This is a genomic window from Pseudomonas sp. RC2C2 (assembly GCF_018390435.1).
Lineage (GTDB): Bacteria > Pseudomonadota > Gammaproteobacteria > Pseudomonadales > Pseudomonadaceae > Aquipseudomonas > Aquipseudomonas donghuensis.
Genome location: NZ_JAHBAX010000001.1, coordinates 3,008,673 through 3,032,776 on the forward strand (window position 1 = coordinate 3,008,673; position 24,104 = coordinate 3,032,776).

The following is a 24,104-nucleotide window of genomic DNA, read 5'->3' on the forward strand; positions in this document are numbered from 1 at the left end:
TCAGGATTCCTTCGGGGCCAGGGCTAACAGGGCCTGGCGGGCCCGGTCGAGAAACGCGTGCTTGCTTTCGTCCGCTTGCAGGTGCAGCGGCTCGCCAAAGCTCAGGGTGCACAGCAAGGGCAGCGGCAGGGCGCGACCCTTGGGCATGACCCGGTTGAGGTTGGCGATCCACACCGGGATCACCTCGACCTGCGGGTGAGCACTGGCCAGGTGGAACAGTCCGCTCTTGAACGCCAGCAACGGCTCGTCGCTGAGGTTGCGCGTACCTTCGGGGAAGAAAATCAGCGAGTCGCCTTGGGCCAGCGTCTCCTGGATCGGCTGCAAGGGGTTGCTTATGGCATCGCTGTGCTGGCGGTCGATCAGCACGCCATTGAACACCCGCTTGATCAGGAACTGGCGGATGCCCGGCTTTTGCCAGTAATCGGCACCGGCTACCGGCCGCGTGTGCTGGCGCAGCGGCTGGGGCAGCGAGGCCCAGATCAGCACGAAGTCGCCGTGGCTGCTGTGGTTGGCGTAGTACAGCCGTTGCACCGGTTGCGGCGTGCAACCCAGCCACAAGGCGCGGGCGCCAGTGATCAGGCGGGCGACCGAGGTGATGGCAAAGGCGGTGAGGGCAGCAAGCATGGGCAAGGTCCTTATCCGGCAACGTGAAGCAAGGGCAAAAGCAGGATGCTGGCCAACGCCAGCACGGCTTGTACGGCAAAGCACAGCAGTTGTTTGCGCAGCAGGCCCATGGCCGCCAGGCTGCGTGCCTGCCAGTCGCGCTGATCGAGCGGGTTGGCCTTGAGCCCCAGGCTGAACAGCGACTGGTCCAGTACCTGGGTGTGCTGCGTGAGCTGATCGCTGCGGGCGGCCAGGTGCGCAAACAGATCGGCATCCAGCGCTACGCGCAGGGCGAAGAACTTCTGCAGCAAGCCGGCCAACAGCAACAGGCTGCACAGCACAGCGCTGAACCAAGGGGCGGGCGCGTCGATCAGCAGCGCCGCCAGGCCAAAAAGTACCGCCAGCAGGCTGATCCCGTCGGCCAGGCGCTCAACCTGCCGACCGCGCTTGAGTAGGCTGGCGACCAGGGCCAGTTGGGTTTCGCCGCTCACAGGCAAGGCTCCGTTTGCAGGCGTTCAATCACCTGCAGGTGCTGCGGATGCAGGACCACCCCGGGGCGTGCCTGGCTAATGCGTTGCTGCGCTTGCCCGGCATCGGCGCAGCGTCCGCTGAGCACCAGCCAGGCAGCCACGGCGCTGGCGCTGCGTGAGTAACCGAGGGCGCAGCAAACCAGTACCGGGCCCTGGGTGCGCAGCTGTTCGATGGCCGTTGCCGCTTCCCGGCAGCGCTCGGCCGTGGGCACGATCAAGTCGAGGCTGGGCAGGGCGCAGTAGGCCTGGCCCGGGGCGAGCGAGGCCGGCAGTTCGGCGCACAGATCGACAATGGCGGCGAAGTGTGCGGCCTGCCCCTTGCCCGGAATTCGCCCGAGGTACACGCCATCGCACACTTCATCCGCTTGGGGATGACGCCGCGTCCACCCGCGTGAGTTGAGCCAGGCGCCAATCAGGTAGGGCGCCAGCAACCCGCGCGCGGCATACGAGAGCCGGCCATCGGCACCTTTCTGAAAGCCCTCGGCGCCCAGTTGCGCATAGTTGAGCGCCACCAGCAGCAACGCAACCGCCGGCCACATCAACCACAGGGCAGCACCGCCGAGGTACATCGCCAGCCCCACCAGCAATGCCGCCCCGGCCCCATAGCGCAGCGCCAGGCGCCAGCGCTGCGGGTCGCGGGCAAGTTGCAGATGGCGCAGCACCGGCCTGCCCTCGACCGGCCACAGCCAGACGCACAGCACGCCCACCAGCGCGCCGCTGGGCAGGTCGATAAAGTGATGTTGCCAGGTGGTCAGCACCGATACGCCGATCAGTGCCATCCAGCCATGCACCAGCAAGCGCGGCAGCCTTGCGTGGATATGCCGGGCAAACATCGCCCAGATGATCACCAGCAAGGCGATGTGCAGCGACGGCGCCTGGTTGAACGGTTTGTCGAAGCCCATCAGCACATCGAACAACCAGCCGAACAGGCCATCCAGCGCTGGCCGTTCGACGGTAAAACGCAGTGGCCAGAGCAGAAAACCGAGGATGCAGATGAGCTGCGCGCTGAGCAGGCGCAGGGCGTGGCGGTCCATCTCCAGGCGGCTCAGCGGCAACAGGAACGACAGGCCGTAGAGCAGGTCGATCGACCAGTACGGGATGATGGTCCAGGGCCACAGCGGGATGTCGCCTTCCCAGGCGAACACCAGGCTGCCGACGTCGTTGCGCCCGGCGGTGTAGGTGTTGGTCAGGCCATAGCTGAGAAAGAACAGCGGGCCGAGCAACAATAGCCAGAGCACCCCGCGCTTGATCAATCCGGGCTCGCGCACAGTGCTCATCAAGCGACCCGCTGGGCCAGGCTGACGCTGAAGATGCCCCACTCATCGATCCGCTGGCAGACCTTGCGAAAGCCTGCCGCCTCCACCAGTTGATCCATCTCCACCTGGCTGCGCCGGCGCATCACCCAGGCCTGGCCTGCGCGGTGGCTGGTCAGGGCGCGGGCGATCATCTCCAGCTGCGGGTGCCAGGGTTGGCCGGTGTACACCAGGTAACCGCCGGGCTCCACCGCCTGGGCCAGGCCGCCAAGGGAGTCGCCAACCATCTGGTTACTGGCGAACAGTTCATACAGGCCGGAAACCACCGCCAGGGTCGGGCGCGGGTCGAGGCTGGCCAGGCTCTGGGCATCGAAGGCATCGCCCTGGACGAAGCGGGCAATCTCGGCCAGGCCTTTTTCGGCGATCAGCGCGCTGCCCTGCTGGACATTGAGCTCGCTGTAGTCGCGCAGCAGGATCGACTCCGGTTTGCGCTCAAGGCCCTGCAACGCTTCAAGGATGTAGCGGCCATGGCCGGCGGCGATATCGACGATATCCACCGGCTTGCCCTGTTCGCGCAGGCGTTCGATGGCCAGGCGCAGCAGTTCCTCGACATGCAGCTTGCGCTGGCGGATGCCGCGCCAACCGATGGCGTTGAGGTAGTTCTGGTCGATCATGCGTCCGATCGCGCCCTTGCCGGTGGGCTGGTTGCGGTAGATGTAGTCCAGGGTGCTGCCGGAGTCGAAGCCGGTGTCGAAGCCAAGCTTGACCCCGTCCGACAAGCCTTTGCCAAGGCGCAAGCCGGCGCGGGTGGCGCGCCAGTAGAGGTCCGCTGGCGAGTTGCGTGGCAGCGGCGCGGCCAGGCTTTCGGCCTCGGCGCAGCTGGCGCCCAGTCGGTCGGCATCGAGCAGCGAAGGGCGCTGCGGCGCCTGGCTGAAGCAGTGCTCGATAAAGCGCCGGATCCGCGCCAGGGCATGGCTGCGGTCCCGCTCGCCAAGGGTGTCGTGGAAGAACCCGGGGAGGATGTGTTTCTCTTTATGCACGCTACCCAGGCGCTCGAAGAACTGCTCCTGGGGTTTGCGCTTGACCACGAAGTCTGCGCCGGAAATCAGCACCTGGGTCGGCACCTGGATTGCCTGGGCATCGGCCACCACGCGGTCGGCGGCTTCATACAGGCCAAGCAGCATGGTCACCGAAATCGGCCGGCTGATCAGCGGGTCGCTTTCATACGAAGCGATGCGTTCGGGGTCGTGGCTGAGCAGGCGCGGCTTGACGTAGCTGTTGACGAAGAAGTTGCCGCGCCAGGCGCGCATCAGCTTCAGCCCCGGGCGGGCGAACGGCACGTACAGCTTGACCTTGAAGGCCGGCGAGGCCAGCACCAGGCAGCGCACCTTGGGCGCGTAGTCGTGGGCCCAGGTGGCGATCAGCACGGCACCGACGCTTTGCGCCAGCACTGCCATGTCCTCTTCGGCGATGCCATGCTCGCGGGCGATATGTTCGATGAAGGTCTGCACGTCGCGCACGCTGCAAGCGAAGCTCGGGCTGTCGCCCCGGGCCCCGGGTGACTGGCCGTGGCCACGGGCGTCCCAGGCGAAGATGTCGTGGTCGGGCAGTTGCAGTTCATCGGCCAGATGCGCCATGCGCCCGCCGTGTTCGTGGCCGCGGTGGAACATCACCACGGCGCGGCGCGGCTGGTCGTCAGCGACGTCGGCGGGCCAGTGGCGGTAATGCAGTTCGACGCCGTCGTGGGTAGTGAAATGCAGCGATTGCGCGTTGCGCATGGCAAATATCCTTATCTGGCACAAAGAGCTTCAGCGGGTTTGCGCCAGACCGCGGCTGACCCGGTTGTAGAGGGTATAGAGCGAGAGCAGCAAGATCACCAGCAGCACGCCGTTGATCCAGCTGGCCGGCAACAGCCCGCTGGCAACGCCGGCGCCCAGCACGCCGAAGGCAAAGGCACGGTCGCTCTTGCCCATGGGCCCGTCGTAGCGGCGCTCGGCACCGACCAGCGGGCCCATGACCCCGGCGTATTCACTGATCAGCGCCGCCAGCACGACGATCACCAGCAGCGCCGCCGAGACGCCCGGCAGCAGCGCGAAGGGCAGGTACAGGGCGCTGTCGGCGATCAGGTCGCAGAGTTCGTTGTAGTAGGCGCCGAGCTTGGATTGCTGGCCGAATTCACGGGCGAGCATGCCGTCGATGGCATTGAGGGCCATGCGCAGCAGCATCCACACCGGCACCAGGGCGAACAGCCAGGTGACCTGCGGGAGCCAGGCCAGCAACAGGCCAAGCAAGACGGAAACCACGGCGGCGCTCAGGGTCACCTGGTTAGCGGTGACACCGCGTTGGTACAAGCGCTCGACCGTCGGGCGCAACAGCGCCTGAAAGCGGGGTTTGAGCTGGTAGATCGACGGCACGGTGAAACTCCCTTTACGACTCGGTTGGCGATCAGTGCAGCAGCAACTAGGTCCGCGGGGGCGATTGTCGGTGGATTGCCCCTGCCGGAGCAATAGCGCCGGCACTCAGGCAGTCGAGCAGGGCCCGTGCATGCCCGGGCAGGCTGGCAAAATCCCGGCTGCACAGGCGCAACTGGCGGTTGGCCCACGGCTCGTTCAGCGCCAGGCTGCGCAAGGGCAGCAGCCCCTGCCAACGCTGCACGGCGGCCATCGGCACGATGCCCAGGCCGGCGCCATGGGCGACCATGCGGATCACCCCGTCAAAGCCGTCGGCGCGCACCCGTACCTGCAGGCGCCGGCCCAGGTGCAGGGCTTGCTCTTCAAGGTGCAGGGCGAGGGCACTGTCGGCTTGCAGGCCGACATAGCCGTGGCCGAGGGTGTCGGCAAAGCGCAGGCTGGCGTGGCTGGCCAGCGGATGCCCGGGCGGCATGATCAACATCAGCGGGTCGTCGCGAAACGCCAGGGTCTGCAGGTGCTCGCTGGCCACCGCGCTGGAGATGATGCCGATTTCCGCCATGCCTTGGGTGATCGCCTGGACGATGCGCAGGCTGGGCAGTTCGTGGATATCGAGATCGATGGCCGGGTGCTGTTGGAGAAAGCCTGCGAGCAATTCCGGCAGGTATTCGGTCAGCGCCGCGGTGTTGCACAACAGCCGGACCTGGCCCTGCAGGCCCTGGGCGTACTGCCCGAGGTCGAACTGCAGGCGCTCGACCTGCTGGCCGATCAGCCGAGCATGCTGCAGCAGCGCCTGCCCGGCAGGCGTGGCCTGCACGCCTCGGCGGTTGCGCTCGAGCAGCGGCGTGCCCAGTGAGCTTTCCATGGCGCGGATGCGCGCGCTGGCGGCCGGCAGCGACAGGTGGCTGCGCTGGGCGCCGGCGGTGATGTTGCCGCACTCCAGGGTGTGCTGGAACAGTCGCAGGTCAATCAGATCGAAATGCATCAGCCTCTACCTGAGCAATAGTCTGGCTGAGTATATGGCAGATTTTCAGCTTCGCAGGCCAGGTGCAGGATAGCGCCATGACTACCTTGTTCGGCTTCTATCAGGATATCGGTCCAGCGCTGACGCTGCTGGTCCTGGCGACCTTCGTGCTGGCCGGCGCGGTCAAGGGCGTGATTGGCCTGGGCCTGCCGACCATAGCCATGGGCCTGCTCGGTATGGCTATGTCCCCGGCGCAGGCAGCGGCCTTGCTGATCGTGCCCTCGACCCTGACCAACCTCTGGCAACTGGCCTTTGGTGGACACTTGCGGGCCCTGCTGAAAAGGCTGTGGCCGATGCTGGCGATGATTTTTGTCGGCACCTTGCTGGGCAGCGCCTGGCTGGGCATCAACAGTGGCGAATGGGCGGCGCGTGCCTTGGGTGGGGCGTTACTGGCGTATGCGTTGTACGGCCTGTTCGGTCGAGCAGTGCGCCTGGCGGCTGCACATGAACCCTGGCTTGGGCCGCTCTGCGGGCTGAGCACCGGGGTGATCACCGCTGCCACCGGGGTGTTTGTGATTCCTGCGGTGCCTTACCTGCAGAGCCTGGGCCTGAGCCGCGACGAAATGGTCCAGGCCCTGGGCCTGGCGTTCAGCGTCTCGACCCTGGCCCTGGCGATCGGCCTGGCGGGCCAGGATGCGCTCGGCGCGCAGGCCCTGGGCGCGTCATTGCTGGTGCTGGCGCCGGCGCTACTGGGCATGCTCGGTGGCCAGTGGCTGCGTCAGCGCATCAGCGCCGAGCTGTTCAAGCGCTGCTTCTTTATTGGCCTTGCCCTGCTCGGCGCGCACCTGTTGCTTAACGGCTAGCCGAAGAGGGGCTGAGCATGTCGATCAACTGGATGTCGAAGTCGCGCTCCAGATAATCCATGCGCTTGTCGAAAAACGCCTGCATGTGCGGCAGGGCCGAATGCACATCCAGCGCCGCCTTGCTGGCCCAGATCTCGTAGAACACGAACAGGCTGGGGTCTTGCTTGTCGCGCAGCATGTGGTACTCGATGCAGCCTGGCTCTTGGCGACTTGGCTCGACGTAGGCGCGAAACAGCGCTTCGAACGCTTCGGACATTTCCGGACGGGTCTTGGCTTTGAGAATGAAACCGTACTGCTCGCTCATGAAGAAGCCTCTGAAAGGAAGGGGTTAAACGATTCTAAGGCAACAATAAGCGTTGGATTCGTGCTTTTTGATCAAATGTATTTTGCCCCGGCGCGGCTGTTTCCCCGCAAGGCCGATCTCTATTCTGCCGCCATCAAATTCACTCGGTCACAGGCTTGCTTGCCCCTGATCGAACACAGATGAGGCACCTATGAAAAAAGTCCTGTTGCTCAACGGTGGTAAAAAGTTCGCCCACTCCGATGGCCGCTTGAACGAAACCCTGCACGAAGCCGCGCTGGTATTCCTTGATCGCGCCGGGTTCGATGTGAAGACCACCTACATCGACGGCGGCTACGACAACGCCGAAGAGGTGCAGAAGTTCCTCTGGGCCGACGTCATCATCTATCAGATGCCTGGTTGGTGGATGGGCGCGCCGTGGACCGTCAAGCAGTACCTGGACGAGGTCTTCACCGCCGGCCACGGCAGCCTCTACGCTAACGATGGTCGCACCCGTTCCGATGCCTCGCAAAAGTACGGCAGCGGTGGCCTGATCCAGGGCAAGCAGTACATGCTGTCGCTGACCTGGAACGCGCCGCAGCAAGCCTTTGATGACCCCAGCGACTTCTTCGAAGGCAAGGGCGTGGACGCGGTGTACTTCCCGTTCCACAAGGCCAACCAGTTCCTCGGCATGAGCGGCCTGCCGACGTATCTTGCCGTGGACGTGATGAAGCGCCCCAACGTCGAAGCCGCCGTGGCCGCCTACGAGCAGCACCTGGCCGAGGTTTTCCAGGCTCAAGCCTGATGAAGCCTTGCGCTGGCCGCGCCAAGCGGCTATCTATCACGGCTGTTGCCAACCCCGGGGTACAGCCGTGAAAGCCAAGTCCGATGAATTGCAGGTGTTCGTCTCGGTAATCGAGTGCGGCTCGATTACCGCGGCTGCCGAGCAGGGCGGGCAAACGCCATCGGCGATCAGCCGGACCCTGTCGCGCCTGGAAGCCAAGCTTGGCACCACCCTGATCAACCGCACCACCCGGCGCATGGACCTGACCGAAGAAGGGCGGTTTTTCTTCGAGCGGGCCAAGTCGATCCTGCAGCAGATGGACGAGCTCGAAGAGCATCTGTCGGTGCACCACCAGACGCCGTCCGGGCGCCTGCGCATCAATGCGGCCTTGCCGTTCATGTTGCACGCCATCGTCCCCTGGGTCGGCGAGTTCCGCGCGCTGTACCCGCAGATCCAGCTGGAACTCAACACCAGCGACCTGATCATCGACCTGATCGAGCAGAGCACCGACGTTGCCATCCGCATCGGCGAACTGGCCGACTCCAGCCTGCATGCCCGCGCGCTCGGTTGCAGCCCGTTGAACGTGCTGGCCAGCCCCGAGTACCTGGCCCGCCACGGCACCCCTGAACGGGTCGAAGACCTGCAAGGGCATGCACTGCTCGGTTTCACCCAGACCGAAACCCTCAACCACTGGCCGTTGCGCCATGCCGAGGGCGACCGCCTGCTGATCCGCCCGGGCCTGTCGGCCTCCAGCGGTGAAACCCTGCGTGAGCTGGCCCTGGCCGGTGAAGGCATCGTCTGCCTGTCGCACTTCATGACCCATGAAGACATCCGCAGCGGGCGCCTGCAGGTGATCCTGGCCGAGCACAACAGCGGCTATCGCCAGCCGATCAATGCGGTGTACTACCGCAATACCCAACTGGTGTTGCGCATTCAGTGCTTCCTCGAATTCATTCAGAACAAGCTGGCGGTCTACGCCTGCTGATCACTCCATACGCGACAGCTTCTGTCTATGCGCGGCGAAATCCCCCACGGTGTTTGATAACTCGTCGGACATCAGCCTTAATGGCTGTTCAACGAAAACAACACTAAGGAAGCTCTCATGCGCGTTGTGATGTTCCGATCCCTGGCCCTGGGCGCCGCGATCCTCGCCAGTAACGCGGCTTACGCGGTGACCCTGGAGGGTGGTGCGGTGGCTGCACCTGATCAATATGGTGCACAGGTCGCCGCCGATATCCTGAAAAAAGGCGGTAACGCGGTGGACGCGGCCGTGGCCACCGCTTTTACCCTGGCGGTCACCTACCCTGAGGCAGGCAACATCGGCGGCGGCGGTTTCATGACCCTCTATGTCGACGGCAAGGCCTACTTCCTCGACTACCGAGAAACCGCGCCGAAGGCCGCCAGCCGTAACATGTACCTGGACGACAAGGGCGAGATCATCGAGAACCTCAGCCTTGTCGGTGCCCGCGCGGCCGGCGTGCCGGGCACGGTGATGGGGCTCTGGGAGGCGCATCAGAAATTCGGCAAGCTGCCGTGGGCCGAGCTACTGACCCCGGCGGTGGGGTACGCCAAGAGCGGCTTCAAGGTTGCGTCCAAACAGTACCAATACCGCGAAGATGCCCTGGGCCTGTTCAAGGACAGCACCAACTTCAACGACTATTTCGGCAGCATGAAAGTCGGCGAGACCTTCAAGCAGCCGGAGCTGGCGCAAACCCTGGAGCGCATCGCCGACAAGGGCGTCAGCGAGTTCTACCAAGGCAAGACCGCTGACCTGCTGGTCGCGCAGATGCAGGCCGACAAGGGCCTGATCAGCAAGGACGACCTCAAGGCCTACAAAGCCGTATGGCGCGAGCCGATGAAGATCGACTGGCGCGGCAACACCGTCTATACCGCGCCGCTGCCAAGCTCCGGCGGCATCGCGTTGGCCCAGTTGCTGGGTATCAAGGAAGCGCGCGCCGCCGACTTCAAGGGCGTCGAGCTGAACTCGGCGCGCTACATCCACCTGCTGGCCGAGATCGAAAAACGCGTGTTTGCTGACCGCGCCGACTACCTTGGCGACCCGGCGTTTTCCAAGGTGCCGGTGGAGCAGCTGATTGCCAAGGACTACCTCGCCAAGCGCGCCCAGGAGGTCAACCCGACGGCCATCTCGGACACCGAGAAAGTCCGCCCGGGCCTTGAGCCGCACCAGACCACGCATTTCTCCATCGTCGACAAGGACGGTAACGCGGTCAGCAACACCTACACCCTGAACTGGGACTATGGCAGCGGTGTGGTAGTCAAGGGCGCAGGCTTTTTGCTCAACGACGAAATGGACGACTTCAGCTCCAAGCCGGGCGTGGCCAACGCCTTTGGTGTGGTCGGTGGCGATGCCAACGCGATCGAGCCGGGCAAGCGCATGCTCTCGTCGATGAGCCCGAGCCTGGTGACCCGCGATGGCAATGTCACCCTGGTGCTGGGTACCCCGGGTGGTTCGCGGATCTTTACCTCGATCTTCCAGGTGCTGAACAACCTCTATGACTACAACCTGCCGCTGGAAAAAGCCGTGGCCGCGCAGCGCGTGCATCACCAGTTGCTGCCCAAGGACACGATCTATTTCGATGCCTTTGCACCGCTTAACGGCGAGGTCGCGCAAGCGCTGAAGAAGATGGGCTACACCCTGGAAGATCAGGGTTGGGAGATGGGCGATATCCAGGCCATCCGCGTTAATGGCACGGCGCTGGAAACTGCTTCCGATCCGCGTGGGCGGGGAGTGGGGCAGATCGTTAAATAAGGGGTGAAGCTATCGCTGGCAAGCCAGCTCCCACAGGGGTCGGTGTAAACAGATCCATTGCGGGAGCCGGCCTTGCCGGCGATGGGCTGCAAAGCAGCCCCGGCTTCAGCGGGTCAGACGCGGAAGTGGCTGACCATGGTCTGCAACTGGTTGCCCAGGCGCGCCAATTCAACACTCGACGCTGCGGTCTCATCACTGGCCGCCGCCGTCTGCTCGGACACGTCACGTACGTTCAGAATGCTGCGGCTGATCTCCTCGGCCACCGCGCTCTGCTGCTCCGCCGCCGCCGCAATCTGCTGGTTCATCGACTGAATGTTCGACACCGTGCGGGTGATGCTTTCCAGCGAGGCACCGGCCTTGCGGGTCAGCTCGACGCTGCTGTCGGTCAGGTTGCGGCTGCCAAGCATCACATTGGCGACCTGCTGGGTACCGCTCTGCAGGCCGGCCACCAGCTCTTCGATTTCTTCGGTGGACTTCTGCGTGCGTTGGGCCAGGCCACGGACTTCGTCGGCGACCACGGCAAAACCACGCCCGGCTTCACCGGCACGGGCCGCTTCGATGGCGGCGTTGAGTGCCAACAGGTTGGTTTGCTCGGCCACCGACTTGATCACGTCCATGACGCTGCCGATCTTCTGGCTTTCCTGCTGCAGCAGGCCCATGGCTTCGGTAGAACGGTGCACTTCTTCGGCCAGGCGTTCGATCTGGCCGATCGCTTCGGCGACAACCTGATCACCGGCACGGGCCTGGCTATCGGCTTCAGTGGCGGCTTCTGAGGCGTGCTCGGCGTTGCGTGCCACTTCCTGTACGGTGGCGGCCATTTCATGCATGGCGGTCGCTACCTGGTCGGTTTCAACTTTCTGGCTGTTGACCCCGGCGCTGGTTTCTTCGGTAACGGCCGACAGCTCTTCGGCGGCGCTGGCGATCTGCGTGACGCCGTCGCGGATGCCGGTGATCAGGTCACGCAGGGTCGAGCCCATGCGCTGGATGCCTTGTTGCAACACACCCAGTTCGTCGCGGCGGGTGACGCGCAGGTTGTGGGTCAGGTCGCCGGCGGCGATCTTCTCGACCACGGCCAGGGTTTCGCGCAGCGGGCGGGTGATCTGGCGGGTGATGATCACCGCCGCCAGTACGCCAACCAGCAGCGCCAGCAAGGTGGCAGTCAGTTGCAGGGAGCGGGCCTGGGTGCTTTCGCTGTCGCGACGGTCAAGCTGGATCTGGTACAGGGCGTCGCTGGTCTTGACGATGTCGGCACCTTGAACGGTCATTTCCTGACGCGCTACGGCGATATCGGCAGTGGCATCGCGGAACTGGCGCACGGCGTCACGGTAGGCCATGACGGCGGTTTCGAACTGCTTGATGCGCGCGGCTTCGCCTGGCAGCTGGCGGTTCAGGCTGGCAATTTCGGCCAGGGCGGTGTCGAGCTGACGCAAGGCCAGTTGCTCGGTTTCGCTGCTGATGTCAGCGATGTAGCTGCGCACGGCCAGGCGTACCAGCAGCAGTTGCTCCTTGGCCTGGGTGATGGTGCGAAACTGCTCCAGGCGGCTGGCGTCACCCTCGGGCAGCGCCAGCACGTCGCGGTTGATCGTTTCGATCAGCTCGATGGCGCGGGCCGCGGCCTGGTTCATCGAATCGCGTGCGGCCAGGCTGGTCTTGTAACCGGCGCGCATCTTGTTGATCGACACCTGATATGCGCTGATGGTCTGGCCCAGGTCCTGGAGCAGCTTGATGTTCTCGGGGCTCTTGAAGTTCTTCAGCAGTTTTTGCTGCTGTTCGCTGAAGGCATTGAGCTTGACCTGGACGTTGCCGGCCGCCGCATCGTCGCCGTTGGTCAGCATGTACTGCAGGCGGGTGATGCGCAGGTTGGTCAGGTCGCTGTTGAGCTGGGTGATATCACTCATCCAGTTACTGCGATCGATCAGACTGCCCAGGCTGTTCCAGCCGGTGAGGGCCAGCAGGCCGGTAAGCAACAGCACCAGGCCAAAGCCCAGGCCGAGTTTCAGGTTGACGCTGATGTTGGCAAACCAGCTATTCATGCAATCCCTCCAGGAACGTTGTGCTTCTTGATCCGAATCGGTGGAAGGTTGTTGTTATTGATGGCCAGCCGATGTTCTGAGCAGGGTTTATCGGCGGCTTGCGCCGGAGCTGAAACGCTTTTTCAGCAAAAATGATCAGCGGTAGGTAACAGGGCGTTTCCGCGGCCACCCTGAGGTTTCAGGTGGCCGCGAAACCGTAGTGAGACGGGTCAGAGCGTGCGTGCGCTGAAGGTGTCGCACTGGTTGATATCGCCCTTGGCGAAGCCGGTCTTGAACCAGCGCTGGCGCTGTTGCGAGGTACCGTGGGTGAACGAGTCCGGTACCACCCGGCCTTGGCCCTGCTGCTGCAGACGGTCATCGCCGATGGCGTTGGCGGCGTTCAAGGCTTCTTCGACATCGCCCGGTTCCAGCCAGTTCAGGCGTTTTTGCGCTTGGTAGGCCCAGACCCCGGCCAGGCAGTCGGCCTGCAGTTCCTGACGCACCAGCAAGCCGTTGTCGCCCTCCATGCGTTCGCCGCGCTGGCGTGCGGCCTGGACCTTGGCCGAGACGCCGAGCAGGGTTTGTACGTGATGGCCGACTTCGTGGGCAATCACGTAGGCCTGGGCAAAATCGCCGGCGGCCGAGAAGCGCTGGTCCATTTCGCGAAAGAAGCTCATGTCCAGGTAGACCTTCTGGTCCGCCGGGCAATAGAACGGTCCGACCGCCGAAGAGGCGAAGCCGCAGGCCGAGTTGATCTGGCCGCTGAACAGGATCAGGTTGGGGTCTTGGTACTGGCGGCCGGCCTGGGCGAAGATGGCCTTCCAGGTGTCTTCGGTGTCGCCGAGCACGGAGCGTACGAATTCGGCCTGCTCGTCATTGGCCGGTGGCGTCTTGCCCGTGCCGTTGGTGGCCGGCGCGGTCTGCTGCTGGTCCATCTGCCCGGCCAGTTGGCCGAGGATCTGCAGTGGGTCCTGGCCGGTGATCCAGCCAATCCCGACAATCAACAGGATCGCCCCCAGGCTCAGGCCTTTGCCACCGCCGAAGCGCATGCCGCCACCGCCCTCGCCACGGGCATCGACCACATTGTCGCTACGCCTGCCTTTTCGCCATTGCATGAGTGCTCTCCGGAGCTTGGAAACATGGGCACAAAGATTAGATCACCGCACGGGGCTCTGTCAGATTCCTGATTTACACATAACCATTTGGTTATGTATGGCGCTGTTCTTTTCAGTATTCGCCGGGCCCCGCATACCGGAAACTGCAAGCTCGCCTGCCACGCCCAGGCCCTCCAATAATTCCAAACACAGGAGAACGGCATGTCTGCGCAAGACAACAGTCGCTTCGCTATCCGTGACCGTAACTGGCACCCGAAAGCCTTCACCCCGGACTACAAGACGTCCGTCGCCCGTTCGCCGCGCCAGGCCCTGGTGAGCATCCCGCAGTCGATCAGCGAAAGCACCGGCCCGGATTTCTCGCACCTGAAGTTCGGCCCGCACGACCATGACCTGCTGCTCAACTTCAACAACGGCGGCCTGCCGATCGGTGAGCGCATCGTCCTCGCCGGCCGCGTCTGCGACCAGTACGGCAAGCCGATTGCGCATACCCTGGTGGAGATCTGGCAAGCCAACGCCGGTGGCCGCTACCGGCACAAGAACGACCGCTACCTGGCGCCGCTGGACCCCAACTTCGGTGGCGTCGGCCGTGCCCTGACCGACCGCGAAGGCTACTACAGCTTCCGCACCATCAAGCCGGGCCCGTACCCCTGGCGCAATGGCCCCAACGACTGGCGCCCGGCGCATATCCATGTGTCGATCAGCGGCCCGTCGATTGCCACGCGCTTGATTACCCAGCTGTATTTCGAAGGCGACCCGTTGATTCCGATGTGCCCGATCGTCAAGTCGATTGCCAACCCTGACGCGGTGCAGAGCCTGATCGCACGCCTGGACATGAGCAATGCCAACCCCATGGATTGCCTGGCCTATCGCTTCGACATCGTGTTGCGCGGGCAGCGCAAGACCCACTTCGAAAACTGCTGAGGAGGCGCTACCAATGCCTATCGAACTGCTGCCGGAAACCCCTTCGCAGACCGCCGGCCCCTACGTACATATCGGCCTGGCCCTGGAGGCTGCCGGCAACCCGACTCGTGACCAGGAGATCTGGAACCGCATGGCGCGTGCTGATGCCCCGGGCGAGCACATCCTGGTGTTCGGCAATGTCTATGACGGCAACGGTCACCTGGTGCGCGACTCGTTCCTGGAGTTCTGGCACGCCGACCACAATGGCGACTACCAGGGCGACTTCGACCTGGAAAAACCGTTCAACAGTTTTGGCCGTACCGCCACGACATTCGATGCCGGTGAGTGGACCTTGCACACCATCAAACCGGGCGTGGCGAAAAACGCCGCAGGTGTGCCAATGGCGCCGCACATCAACGTCAGCCTGTTTGCCCGCGGCATCAATATCCACCTGCAGACCCGCCTGTACTTCGATGACGAGGCCCAAGCCAATGCCCAGTGCCCGGTGCTCAACCTGATCGAGCAGCCACAACGGCGCGAGACCCTGGTGGCGAGCCGCTGTGAAGTGGACGGCAAGCTGGCTTACCGCTTTGATATCCGCATTCAGGGTGAAGGCGAGACGGTGTTCTTCGATTTCTGATGCTTTCTTGGGGCTGCCTTGCAGCCCATCGCTGGCAACGCCAGCTCCCACAATAGACCTGCGTGCGCCCGACCTGTGGGAGCCGGCTTGCCGGCGATGGGCTGCGCAGCAGCCCCAAGAGCTCCCTCATTCGTACGTTGTCACCCCGGCAATATGCCGCCCGGCGATGTAACCAAAGGTCGCCGCCGGCCCCAGATTGATTCCGCCCGCCGGATAATGCCCGCCCATGATGCTGACCATGTCGCTACCCACCGCATACAGCCCGGTAATTGCTTGCTGGTGCTCGTCCAGCACCTGCGCATTGGCGTTGGTCCTGAGCCCGGCAAAGGTGCCGAAGCAGCCCGGCTCGACTTTCACCGCATAAAACGGCCCCTGCTCGATCGGCGCCACGCACGGATTAGGCCCGTGCAGGGCATCGCCCTGTTTGCGGTTGTAGGGCGTCGAGCCGCGGCCGAACTGCGGGTCTTCGCCGTTGCGGGCATGCCGGTTGTACTCGGCGACGGTCGCGACCAGGCCCTGAGCGTCAATCCCGCAGGCCCGCGCCAGGGCTTCGATGCTGTCGCCAGTTTTCAGGTAGCCGGATTTGATCAACGGCTGCACCGGTAAAGGAAACGGCCGCGAGATGCCCAGGCCATAACGACGCTGGAAGGCATGGCTGCAGATCAGCCACGACTCGACCTTGTCCCCCGGCGCCTGGGCGACCATGGCGCTGACGTAGTCGTAGTAACCGTCGGCTTCGTTGACGAAGCGCTTGCCGTTGGCGAGCACGCCGATGATGCCGGGCTTGGCCCGATCGATGATGTGCGGGAAATGCCCAATGCTGCCGTCCGTGTGCGGCACCCGCGACACCGGCGCCCAGGCCACCGGGCTGTGCAGGTCATCGGCGACCTGGCCGCCAACGCTTTCGCCCAGGCGCAGGCCGTCACCGTTGACGCCCAGCGGCGGCAGGGCCAGGTGCTCGTGACCGGTAGGTGTACGCGGGAACAGCGCCTTGCGCCGTTCGACGTCATTGGCAAAGCCGCCGGCGGCCAGCACCACGGCCTTGCGCGCATTGATTCGGATCGGCCCGCGTGCGGTTTCAATCAGCGCACCGCTGACCCGGCCATGCTCGCGGATCAACTGGCGAGCCGCTGCCGATTCCCAGAGCAACACGCCGAGGTCTTCAGCCGACTTGGCCAGCCGCGCGACCAGGGCTACGCCGTTGACCAGTTGCAGGGCCCGGCCGTGGGTTGCCAGGTCGAGCAGGTGGCGACTGAAGCGCTTGCTCACATGCAGCAACGAGCGGCAGGAACGGGTCAGGGTAAGGAAGGCACCGAGGTCGTTGCCGGCCATGATGGGCATGCCCATGAACGAGGTTTCGCGCAGGGTTTTGCGCAGGCGCGTGAGCAACTTTTTGCCCAACTGGCGGCCATCGTAGGGTGCAGCAATTACCGAACGCCCGCCGGTGCCGGCGCCAGGGGTATTGCCGTGAATGTCGGCAATGCCATTGCCGTCGGCAAATTGCAGGGCGGTATGGCGCTCGAAGAACGACACCATGTTGGGTGCCGCCTCGAGAAACGCATCGATCATCTGCCCGTCGAAACGTTCGCCCAGTTCATGTTCCAGGTAAGTACGTGGCTGCGAGCGCTCCTCGATGATCCCGGCGCGCTGCGCCAGCGGATTGCACGGCACCCACATCCAGCCGCCGGACCAGGCCGTGGCGCCGCCGAACACCGGGTCTTTTTCGACCACGATGACTTTTTCACCATGCCAGGCGGCGGTCACCGCAGCGGCCAGTCCGGCGGCGCCGGAGCCGATGACCAGTACATCGCATTCGACCAGCGGGGTGTCGACGGGCATGGGCAGTATCCTCCAACAAGTTTTGTTATATTTTGGAACTTGATTCCATATTCTACGGTTCGAGAGATTGCGCAGCCAAGGCGTGCCACGACAAAGTGGGCGAAGATCGGACAGTGATTTGCGCTTTCGCCGGGGCTCTTTAGAATCGGCACAAATTTCAGGGACCATGACCATGGCCGGCAGTCAGATCGAACGCGCGTTCAACCTTCTCGAACGCCTTACCAGCGCCCCGCGCGGGCTGCCCCTGCAGACCCTGGCCGAAGAGCTGGACATCCCCAAGAGCGCCACCCATCGCATGCTCGCCGAGCTGATGCGCCTGGGTTATGTGCGCCAGAACGTCGAGAGCAGCCGTTACCACCTGAGCACTCGCCTGGTGGCGATGGGCTTTCGCTACCTGGCCAGCAGCGGTGCCGATATCGTCCAGCCGATCCTCGATCAGCTGGCGCAGCAGACCGGTGAACTGGTGCGCCTGGGGGTGATCGACGGTGAGCGCCAGACCTGGATCGCCAAGGCCCAGGGCGCCCGTTCCGGCTTGCGTTACGACCCCGACATGGGCCGTGATGCGCCGTTGTTCTACACCGCCTCCGGGCATGCCTGGTTGTCGAGTTTGAGCGATGCCCAGGCCTTGTTGCTGGTGGAGCGCCAAGGGATTGCCGACCCGGCGGATTTCGGCCCCAATGCGCCGAAATCCAATGCCGAGCTGCTGGAGCGCCTGCGCATCGCCCGCGAACATGGTTATGCCTGGGTGGTGGAAAGTTCGGCAGTGGGTACTTCGGCATTGGCGGCAGTAGTGCGTCACCCGCTCGACGGTCACGCGCTAGGAGTGCTCAGCGTTGCCGGGCCCAGCGCGCGGATGAGCGAGGCGCGCATGCACGACCTGGCGCCGGTGTTATTGGCGGCGGTGGCGGAGTTGTCGGCGGCGAGCCCTGCGTCCGAGTTGTTCGTTTAAAAGCATCGCTGGCAAGCCAGCTCCCACAGGTACTGCATACACCGAACCTGTGGGAGCTGGCTTGCCAGCGATGGGTGTCGTTTTTTTGCTTGCATTGAAATTGGAACTGGGTTCTAAATATTTCCAAGTTCAACCCGCCGAGACAACAACAATGACGCAACGCGTGATGTCCCTCGCCGCCCTGACGGTACTCGAGCTGTCGCCTGTGGACATGGTCGAGGTCGCCGCCCGTGCCGGCTACAGCCATGTCGGCCTGCGTCTGGAGCCGGCCACGGCCGAGGAGCACCACTTCCCGCTGGTGGCCGACGCTGGCCTGCGTCGCCAGACTGCCGCGCGCCTGCGCGACACCGGCATCAAGGTGCTGGATGTGGAGATACTGCGGCTCAAACCCGACACCCGCGTGGCCGACTTCGAGACCTTGCTGGCGGTGGGCGCCGAGTTTGGCGCCAGCGAGTTGCTGGTGGCTGGCAACGACCCCGACGAACAGCGCCAGACCGACAACTTCGCCGCCCTCTGCGACCTGGCCGGGCAATACGGCCTGCACCCACACCTGGAGTTCATGCCCTGGACCGACGCCAAGAACCTCACCCAGGCCTGGCGTATCGTCGAACAGGCCGGGCACGACAATGGCGGGGTGTTGGTCGACGCCTTTCACTTCGACCGCTCGGCGTCCTCGCTGGAAGAACTGCGCCAGGTCCCGGCCTCGCGGCTACGCTATGCGCAGTTGTGCGACGTGGCCGGCCCGCGCCCGGACGACATGGCTGAAATCCTGCGCCAGGCGCGCAACGAGCGGCGTTTTCCCGGTAACGGCAATTGCGATTTGCCCGGCCTGCTGCGTAGCCTGCCGCAAAATATCGCCCTGAGCCTGGAAATTCCCGTTCGCGACCAGGGCCTGAGTGCCTTGCAGCGGGCGCAGATGGCCCTGGACAAGACCCATCAGTTGCTCCGTCAACTCTGAACCTGCGAGCTTTTATCGATGCCCCGTCCCACTGCGCTCGACGCTGTCAGCCAACCGCTCAAGGGCATTGCCCTGGTGGTGCTGGCGACTTTTCTGTTCGCCAGCCACGACGCCTTGTCGAAGTACCTGGCGGGGTTCTACCCGATTCTCTGGGTGGTGTGGGCGCGCTACCTGGTGCACACCCTGCTGATGATGGTGATCTTCCTGCCGCCGTCGGGCCTGCGCGTGCTGCGTACCCGGCGGCCGGGGCTGCAGACCTTGCGGGCCTTGTGCCTGCTGGGCACCAGCCTGTTGTTTACCACGGCCTTGCAGTACATACCGCTGGCCGAGGCGACGGCGGTCAACTTCCTCGCGCCGTTGCTGGTCACGGCGCTGTCGCTGCCACTGCTGGGCGAGAAGGTCACGCGTGGGCAGTGGGTGGCGGTGCTGGTGAGTTTCGTCGGGGTGACGGTGATCATTCATCCGGGTGGGGCGTTGTTCACCCCGGCGGTATTGCTGCCGTTCGGCTCGGCGCTGTGCTTCTGCTTCTACCAGTTGCTGACGCGCAAACTCAGCGGCACCGATAGCCCGACCACCAGCAACTTCTTCACTGGCCTGCTCAACACCCTGGTAATGAGCGCCGTGGTGCCGATGTTCTGGCAGACCCCGAGCCTGATCCACGGCCTGATGGCCGTAGCCCTGGGCACTTGTGGGATGACTGCGCACCTGTTCCTGACCCAGGCCTTTCGCCATGCGCCACCGGCCATGCTGGCGCCGTTCAGCTACTGCCAGATCGTGTTCGCCGGGATTCTCGGCCTGGTGCTGTTCGGACACAGCCCGGACATGGCCGGGCTGGTGGGGATTGCCTTGATCTGCCTGAGCGGCCTGGGCGCCGCCTGGTTGCAGAGGCGCCGTTAGGCCTCGACTTTTGGCACCTTGCGTGGGGCCATGAAGTACATCCAGGTCAGGGCGATGAAGTACATGGCCGGGATCATGGTGAACAGCAGGGTGTAGTTGTTGTTGGTGGTGGTGAGGATGTAGCCGACCAACTGGGTCATGAACATGCCGCCGATCGCCGCGCACATGCCGCCGAAACCGAACACCGTGCTCATCATGTGCTTGGGTGTGTAGTCCATTACCAGGCTCCAGATGTTGGCGGTCCAGGCCTGGTGCGCGGCGATCGCCAGGGAAATCGCCAGTACCGCGACCCACAGGTTGTTGGCGCCGGCGGCGAAGATCACGCCGATGATGGTGGTGGCAAACAACAGCATCGACAGCAGTCGCGCCTTGACCGGGGCCATGCCGCGGCCGATCAGGAACGAGGAGAGAATGCCGCCGCCGACACTGCCGAAATCCGCACTCAGGTAGATGACGATCAGCGGGATACCCATCTGCGTCACGCTGATGCCCAGGCTGTATTGCTGATTGAGGAACGGCGGCAGCCAGTACAGGTAGAACCAGAACACTGGCGCGGTCACCGAGTAAGCCAGGGCGAAGGCCCAGGTACCGCGCATGCGCAGGATGCGTGAGAACGGCACGCGAGCCTGATCCGGTTCTGCTTCGCCTTGCACATAGGCCAGTTCTTCCTTGCTGACGCTAGGGTGGTCTTCGGGGTTGAAGTACTTCAGGCCCCAGAACACCACCCACACCAGGCCCAGCGCGCCCATGCCCATGAACGCTGCTTGCCAGCCCCAGACGGTGAGGATCAACGGCAGCAGCATCGGCGTGAACATGGCGCCGACGTTGGTGCCGGCGTTGAAGATGCCGGTGGCCACCGCCCGTTCACCGGCCGGGAACCACAGGCGGGTGGTCTTGACGCAGGCCGGGTAGTTGGCCGCTTCGGTAAGGCCAAGGATGAACCGGCAGACCATAAAGCCCACTGCCGAGGTCGCCAGGCCGTGGGCACCGGTGGCCAGGCTCCAGAGCAGCACGGCGCAGAAGAACACGCGCTTGACGCCGACCCGGTCGATCAAGCGGCCCTGGAGCACGAAGCCGATGGCGTAACCGACCTGGAACCAGAAGTTGATGTTGGCGTAATCCATCGCCGTCCAGCTCATTTCCTTGGCCAGGATCGGCTGCATCACGCCGAGAGCGGCGCGATCGATGTAGTTCAAGGTGGTGGCGAAGAACACCAGGGCGAGCATGACCCAACGGGTCTTGCCGACGGCCATGGCGCCACGCAGCTTGTCGCCGATGCCTGCGTGCGGAGTACTGCCCAGAGGCTGGGCCATGCGGGTGGGTTGAGAGTGGATCATCGCGGGTTACCCGTATTTTTATGTTTATGGGTCAAGCCTTGGGGTGGAACGCAACGCAACGGTCGCCGAGGTGTTCGGCAGTCGAGTAGTTGGCAGGTGGCGGGGAGCTTTTGGCTCGTGGGTCACTTGCCCCGTGTCGAAATGGTGCGCCTGTGGTCAAAAAAGGGTCAATTCATCGAACGCTATTTTGGGCGATAATCGAACACAAAACTAACTAGTTCGTACCTTTTTTATTGAGCAAAAATTGCTCAACGCCAATAATTCCTCTACCCGGTTTTTGCCTGCCCATCGGAGCCAGAATAATGCAGCGTTCGATCGCCACCGTATCCTTGAGCGGTACTTTGCCAGAAAAGCTCGAAGCCATCGCCGCCGCGGGCTTCGATGGGGTCGAGATCTTTGAAAATGACCTGCTGTACTACGCCGGCAGCCCGCGTGAAATTCGCCAGCGCTGCGCTGACCTGGGCCTGGCAATTACCTTGTTTCAGCCGTTTCGCGACTTCGAGGGCTGCCGCCGCGATCGCCTGGCGCGCAACCTGGAGCGGGCCGAGCGCAAATTCGATTTGATGCAGGAGCTGGGCACCGATCTGGTGCTGGTGTGCAGCAACGTCGCTGCCGACTCCCTTGCAGAGCGCCAGGTGCTGGTGGACGACCTGCGCCTGCTGGCCGAACGGGCCGGTGCCCGTGGTTTGCGCATCGGCTACGAAGCCCTGGCCTGGGGCCGCCATGTGAACACTTGGGAGCAGGTCTGGGACATCGTCAAAACCGCTGACCATGCCAGCCTTGGGATGATCCTCGACAGTTTCCACACCCTGTCGCTCAAGGGCGACCCAAGGGCCATCGCCCAAGTGCCGGGGGACAAGATCTTCTTCGTGCAGATGGCCGATGCCCCGATCCTGGCCATGGACGTGCTGGAGTGGAGCCGGCATTTTCGCTGCTTCCCGGGGCAGGGCGAGTTCGACCTGGCAGGCTTTCTGGCACCGATCCTGGCCAGTGGTTACAGTGGCCCGTTGTCGCTGGAAATCTTCAACGATGGATTCCGCGCCGCGCCGCCACGGGCCAATGCCGCCGATGGCCTGCGCTCGCTGTTGTATCTGGAAGAAAAAACCCGTCAGCGTCTTGAGCAAGAGCGCGTAGCGCCCGCCAGCGAGGACCTGCTGTTCGCCCCACCGCCTGCCAGTGCCTATGACGGTATCGAGTTCCTTGAGTTTGCCGTCGACGATGCCCTGGGGGCCAAGCTGGGTATCTGGCTGGAGCGTCTGGGCTTTACCCGCGCCGGCGTGCACCGCTCGAAGAATGTCAGCCTGCTGCGCCAGGGCGACATCAACCTGATCCTCAATGCCGAACCCTATTCGTTCGCCCACAACTTCTTTGAAAGCCATGGTCCGTCGCTGTGCGCCACGGCGATCCGGGTCAAGGACAGCGCCCAGGCCCTGGCCCGTGCCGTGGCCTACCATGGCCAGCCTTACCGTGGCCTGGTCGGCCCCAACGAGCGCGAGCTGGCCGCGGTGCGCGCACCGGACGGCAGCCTGATCTACCTGGTTGACCAGGACGCCCAGGGCCGGACCATCTATGACACCGATTTCAGTGTGCAGGTCCAACCGGGCAACAGCCTGGGCCTGACCCGCATCGACCATATGGCCCTGGCCTTGCCGGCCGACGGCCTGGACAGCTGGGCACTGTTCTACAAGAGCGTGCTGGATTTCAGCGCCGATGACGAAGTCGTGCTGCCGGACCCTTATGGCCTGGTCAAGAGCCGCGCCTTGCGCAGCCGCTGCAGCTCGATCCGCCTGCCGCTGAACATTTCGGAAAACCGCAACACAGCGATTGCCCATGCCCTGTCGCATTACCGGGGCTCGGGCGTGCACCACATCGCTTTTGATTGCGCCGATATTTTTGCTGCGGTCAAACAGGCCAAGGAATCCGGCGTGGCCTTGCTCGACATCCCGCTCAACTATTACGACGACCTTGCCGCGCGCTTTGATTTCGACGACGAGTTTCTCAGCGAGCTGGCCTACTACAACGTGCTGTACGACCGCGACGCCCAGGGTGGTGAACTGTTTCATGTGTATACCGAGCCGTTCGAGGAACGCTTCTTCTTCGAAGTGCTGCAGCGGCGTAACGGCTACAGTGGCTATGGTGCGGCCAACGTCGCCGTGCGCCTGGCCGCCATGGCCAAGGCCCGTGCCGGCGCGCCGGCGCAGGCCAAGTTGTAGAGCACAGGCGGCGAGGCTTCCTTACTCAGCACCCGGGGCTCATAATTGCCGGGTTAACCGATGGCCATGAGTCCCGTATGACGACTACCCCAGCACTCTGCGCAGCCCCTGAACAAGCGCCGCGCAAGGGCCGCAAGAACAACCCGGAAAAGACCCGTGAGAACATTCTCCAGGCGGCAATCAGCGAGTTCGTCCAGCAGGGGCTGGCTGGCGCCCGGGTCGATGCGATCGCCGAGCGCACGCAAACCTCCAAGCGCATGATCTACTACTACTTCAACAGCAAGGAGCAGTTGTACGTCGAGGTACTGGAGAAGCTCTACGGCGATATCCGCAGCACTGAAAGCAACCTGCACCTGGCCGAGCTCGAGCCACGCCTGGGCATCCGCCGGCTGGTGGAGTTCACCTTCGATCACCATGATCGCAACGTCGACTTCGTGCGCATCGTCTGCAACGAGAACATGCACCACGGCGAGTACGTCAAGCGCTCGTCGACCATTCGCTCGATGAACAAGACGGTGCTGACAGCGCTGGATGAAGTGCTCAAGCGCGGGGCTGCCGAGGGAGTCTTCCGCCAGGGGCTGGAGGCGCTGGATGTGCACCTGTTGATCAGCTCGTTCTGTTTCTACCGGGTGTCGAACCGGCATACCTTTGGCGAGATCTTCCAGGTGGATTTCGAGGACAAGGCGGTCAAGGACCGGCATCGGCAAATGATTTGCGAGGCGGTGCTGAGGTTCTTGCAGGCCTGAAGGTCCGGGGCCGCTTTGCGGCCCATCGCTGGCAAGCCAGCTC

22 protein-coding genes and 1 pseudogene are annotated in these 24,104 nt (G+C 63.8%); 11 read left to right on the forward strand and 12 right to left on the reverse strand.

Features of this window, described 5'->3' with window-relative positions; all coding sequences use genetic code 11:
- Genes KHO53_RS13820 through KHO53_RS13845 form a run of 6 tightly spaced genes read right to left on the reverse strand, consistent with a single transcriptional unit; the run spans position 1 to position 5,779 of the window.
- Positions 1 to 624 carry a lysophospholipid acyltransferase family protein gene (locus KHO53_RS13820; protein ID WP_213570412.1) on the reverse strand — a complete coding sequence of 208 codons (624 nt, stop codon included), beginning with the start codon at positions 622 to 624 and terminating at the stop codon, positions 1 to 3.
- 11 nt (positions 625 to 635) lie between these two features.
- Complete coding sequence (locus KHO53_RS13825; protein WP_010226913.1) at positions 636 to 1,094, reverse strand: hypothetical protein; 459 nt, start codon at positions 1,092 to 1,094, stop codon at positions 636 to 638.
- On the reverse strand, positions 1,091 to 2,410 hold the full coding sequence (locus tag KHO53_RS13830) for a phosphatase PAP2/dual specificity phosphatase family protein (RefSeq protein WP_213570413.1): 1,320 nt from the start codon (positions 2,408 to 2,410) through the stop codon (positions 1,091 to 1,093). Before KHO53_RS13830 ends, KHO53_RS13825 begins: the two co-directional genes overlap by 4 nt.
- Positions 2,410 to 4,164 (reverse strand): bifunctional alpha/beta hydrolase/class I SAM-dependent methyltransferase, encoded by a 1,755-nt coding sequence (locus KHO53_RS13835; RefSeq protein ID WP_010226909.1) that lies wholly within the window; start codon positions 4,162 to 4,164, stop codon positions 2,410 to 2,412. The genes KHO53_RS13830 and KHO53_RS13835 overlap by 1 nt, the downstream gene beginning before the upstream one ends.
- 30 nt (positions 4,165 to 4,194) lie before the next feature.
- Positions 4,195 to 4,800 (reverse strand): CDP-alcohol phosphatidyltransferase family protein, encoded by a 606-nt coding sequence (locus KHO53_RS13840; protein WP_010226907.1) that lies wholly within the window; start codon positions 4,798 to 4,800, stop codon positions 4,195 to 4,197.
- Between the two features lie 46 nt (positions 4,801 to 4,846).
- Positions 4,847 to 5,779 (reverse strand): LysR substrate-binding domain-containing protein, encoded by a 933-nt coding sequence (locus KHO53_RS13845; protein ID WP_010226905.1) that lies wholly within the window; start codon positions 5,777 to 5,779, stop codon positions 4,847 to 4,849.
- Between the two features lie 77 nt (positions 5,780 to 5,856).
- Here KHO53_RS13845 and KHO53_RS13850 point away from each other — a divergent pair, with 77 nt between their 5' ends.
- Positions 5,857 to 6,621, forward strand: a complete 765-nt coding sequence (locus tag KHO53_RS13850; RefSeq protein ID WP_213570414.1) for a sulfite exporter TauE/SafE family protein — start codon at positions 5,857 to 5,859, stop codon at positions 6,619 to 6,621.
- Here KHO53_RS13850 and KHO53_RS13855 read toward each other — a convergent pair.
- A complete protein-coding gene (locus KHO53_RS13855) occupies positions 6,611 to 6,925 on the reverse strand; it encodes a putative quinol monooxygenase (RefSeq protein WP_010226903.1) in 315 nt (104 codons plus the stop codon). The genes KHO53_RS13850 and KHO53_RS13855 overlap by 11 nt on opposite strands.
- 190 nt (positions 6,926 to 7,115) lie before the next feature.
- On the opposite strand from KHO53_RS13855, the gene mdaB reads away from it, so the two are divergent.
- The 3 genes from mdaB to ggt all read left to right on the forward strand — a co-directional run bounded on the left by mdaB (position 7,116) and on the right by ggt (position 10,455).
- Positions 7,116 to 7,706, forward strand: a complete 591-nt coding sequence (gene mdaB / locus KHO53_RS13860; protein ID WP_010226902.1) for an NADPH:quinone oxidoreductase MdaB — start codon at positions 7,116 to 7,118, stop codon at positions 7,704 to 7,706.
- A gap of 67 nt (positions 7,707 to 7,773) precedes the next feature.
- Positions 7,774 to 8,670 (forward strand): LysR substrate-binding domain-containing protein, encoded by an 897-nt coding sequence (locus KHO53_RS13865; RefSeq protein WP_213570415.1) that lies wholly within the window; start codon positions 7,774 to 7,776, stop codon positions 8,668 to 8,670.
- A gap of 117 nt (positions 8,671 to 8,787) precedes the next feature.
- The gene (gene ggt, locus KHO53_RS13870) at positions 8,788 to 10,455 is read left to right on the forward strand and encodes a gamma-glutamyltransferase (protein WP_100781913.1); all 1,668 of its coding nucleotides are present in this window, start codon (positions 8,788 to 8,790) and stop codon (positions 10,453 to 10,455) included.
- Between the two features lie 113 nt (positions 10,456 to 10,568).
- Here the strand turns inward: ggt and KHO53_RS25990 are convergent, their stop codons facing one another.
- The 3 genes and pseudogenes from KHO53_RS25990 to ypfJ all read right to left on the reverse strand — a co-directional run bounded on the left by KHO53_RS25990 (position 10,569) and on the right by ypfJ (position 13,582).
- Positions 10,569 to 11,432, reverse strand: a complete 864-nt coding sequence (locus tag KHO53_RS25990) for a methyl-accepting chemotaxis protein (RefSeq protein WP_374045265.1) — start codon at positions 11,430 to 11,432, stop codon at positions 10,569 to 10,571.
- A pseudogene (locus tag KHO53_RS25995) lies at positions 11,424 to 12,488 on the reverse strand (methyl-accepting chemotaxis protein); the annotation flags it as partial. The gene KHO53_RS25990 and the pseudogene KHO53_RS25995, both read right to left, overlap by 9 nt.
- Positions 12,489 to 12,697: 209 nt before the next feature.
- On the reverse strand, positions 12,698 to 13,582 hold the full coding sequence (ypfJ, locus tag KHO53_RS13880; protein WP_213570416.1) for a KPN_02809 family neutral zinc metallopeptidase: 885 nt from the start codon (positions 13,580 to 13,582) through the stop codon (positions 12,698 to 12,700).
- Between the two features lie 201 nt (positions 13,583 to 13,783).
- Here ypfJ and pcaH point away from each other — a divergent pair, with 201 nt between their 5' ends.
- Together pcaH and pcaG are read left to right on the forward strand one after the other, a co-directional pair.
- Positions 13,784 to 14,503 (forward strand): protocatechuate 3,4-dioxygenase subunit beta, encoded by a 720-nt coding sequence (pcaH, locus tag KHO53_RS13885; RefSeq protein ID WP_036993763.1) that lies wholly within the window; start codon positions 13,784 to 13,786, stop codon positions 14,501 to 14,503.
- Positions 14,504 to 14,516: 13 nt separating this feature from the next.
- Complete coding sequence (gene pcaG, locus KHO53_RS13890; RefSeq protein WP_010226894.1) at positions 14,517 to 15,122, forward strand: protocatechuate 3,4-dioxygenase subunit alpha; 606 nt, start codon at positions 14,517 to 14,519, stop codon at positions 15,120 to 15,122.
- A gap of 126 nt (positions 15,123 to 15,248) precedes the next feature.
- On the opposite strand, the gene KHO53_RS13895 is transcribed toward pcaG, so the two are convergent.
- Positions 15,249 to 16,961 (reverse strand): FAD-dependent oxidoreductase, encoded by a 1,713-nt coding sequence (locus KHO53_RS13895; RefSeq protein WP_213570417.1) that lies wholly within the window; start codon positions 16,959 to 16,961, stop codon positions 15,249 to 15,251.
- A 172-nt stretch (positions 16,962 to 17,133) separates the two neighbouring features.
- Here KHO53_RS13895 and KHO53_RS13900 point away from each other — a divergent pair, with 172 nt between their 5' ends.
- The 3 genes from KHO53_RS13900 (at position 17,134) to KHO53_RS13910 (ending at position 19,765) form a co-directional block, all read left to right on the forward strand.
- The gene (locus KHO53_RS13900; RefSeq protein WP_213570418.1) at positions 17,134 to 17,910 is read left to right on the forward strand and encodes an IclR family transcriptional regulator; all 777 of its coding nucleotides are present in this window, start codon (positions 17,134 to 17,136) and stop codon (positions 17,908 to 17,910) included.
- Positions 17,911 to 18,061: 151 nt separating this feature from the next.
- Positions 18,062 to 18,868 (forward strand): sugar phosphate isomerase/epimerase family protein, encoded by an 807-nt coding sequence (locus KHO53_RS13905; RefSeq protein WP_213570419.1) that lies wholly within the window; start codon positions 18,062 to 18,064, stop codon positions 18,866 to 18,868.
- Positions 18,869 to 18,886: 18 nt separating this feature from the next.
- A complete protein-coding gene (locus KHO53_RS13910) occupies positions 18,887 to 19,765 on the forward strand; it encodes a DMT family transporter (protein WP_213570420.1) in 879 nt (292 codons plus the stop codon).
- Here the strand turns inward: KHO53_RS13910 and KHO53_RS13915 are convergent.
- Complete coding sequence (locus KHO53_RS13915; RefSeq protein WP_026001163.1) at positions 19,762 to 21,102, reverse strand: MFS transporter; 1,341 nt, start codon at positions 21,100 to 21,102, stop codon at positions 19,762 to 19,764. The two genes, KHO53_RS13910 and KHO53_RS13915, sit on opposite strands and share 4 nt — an antisense overlap.
- A gap of 302 nt (positions 21,103 to 21,404) precedes the next feature.
- Here KHO53_RS13915 and quiC point away from each other — a divergent pair, with 302 nt between their 5' ends.
- Complete coding sequence (quiC, locus tag KHO53_RS13920) at positions 21,405 to 23,315, forward strand: 3-dehydroshikimate dehydratase QuiC (protein ID WP_010220551.1); 1,911 nt, start codon at positions 21,405 to 21,407, stop codon at positions 23,313 to 23,315.
- A 77-nt stretch (positions 23,316 to 23,392) separates the two neighbouring features.
- On the forward strand, positions 23,393 to 24,061 hold the full coding sequence (locus KHO53_RS13925; protein ID WP_213570421.1) for a TetR/AcrR family transcriptional regulator: 669 nt from the start codon (positions 23,393 to 23,395) through the stop codon (positions 24,059 to 24,061).
- The last annotated feature ends 43 nt before the right edge of the window (positions 24,062 to 24,104 follow it).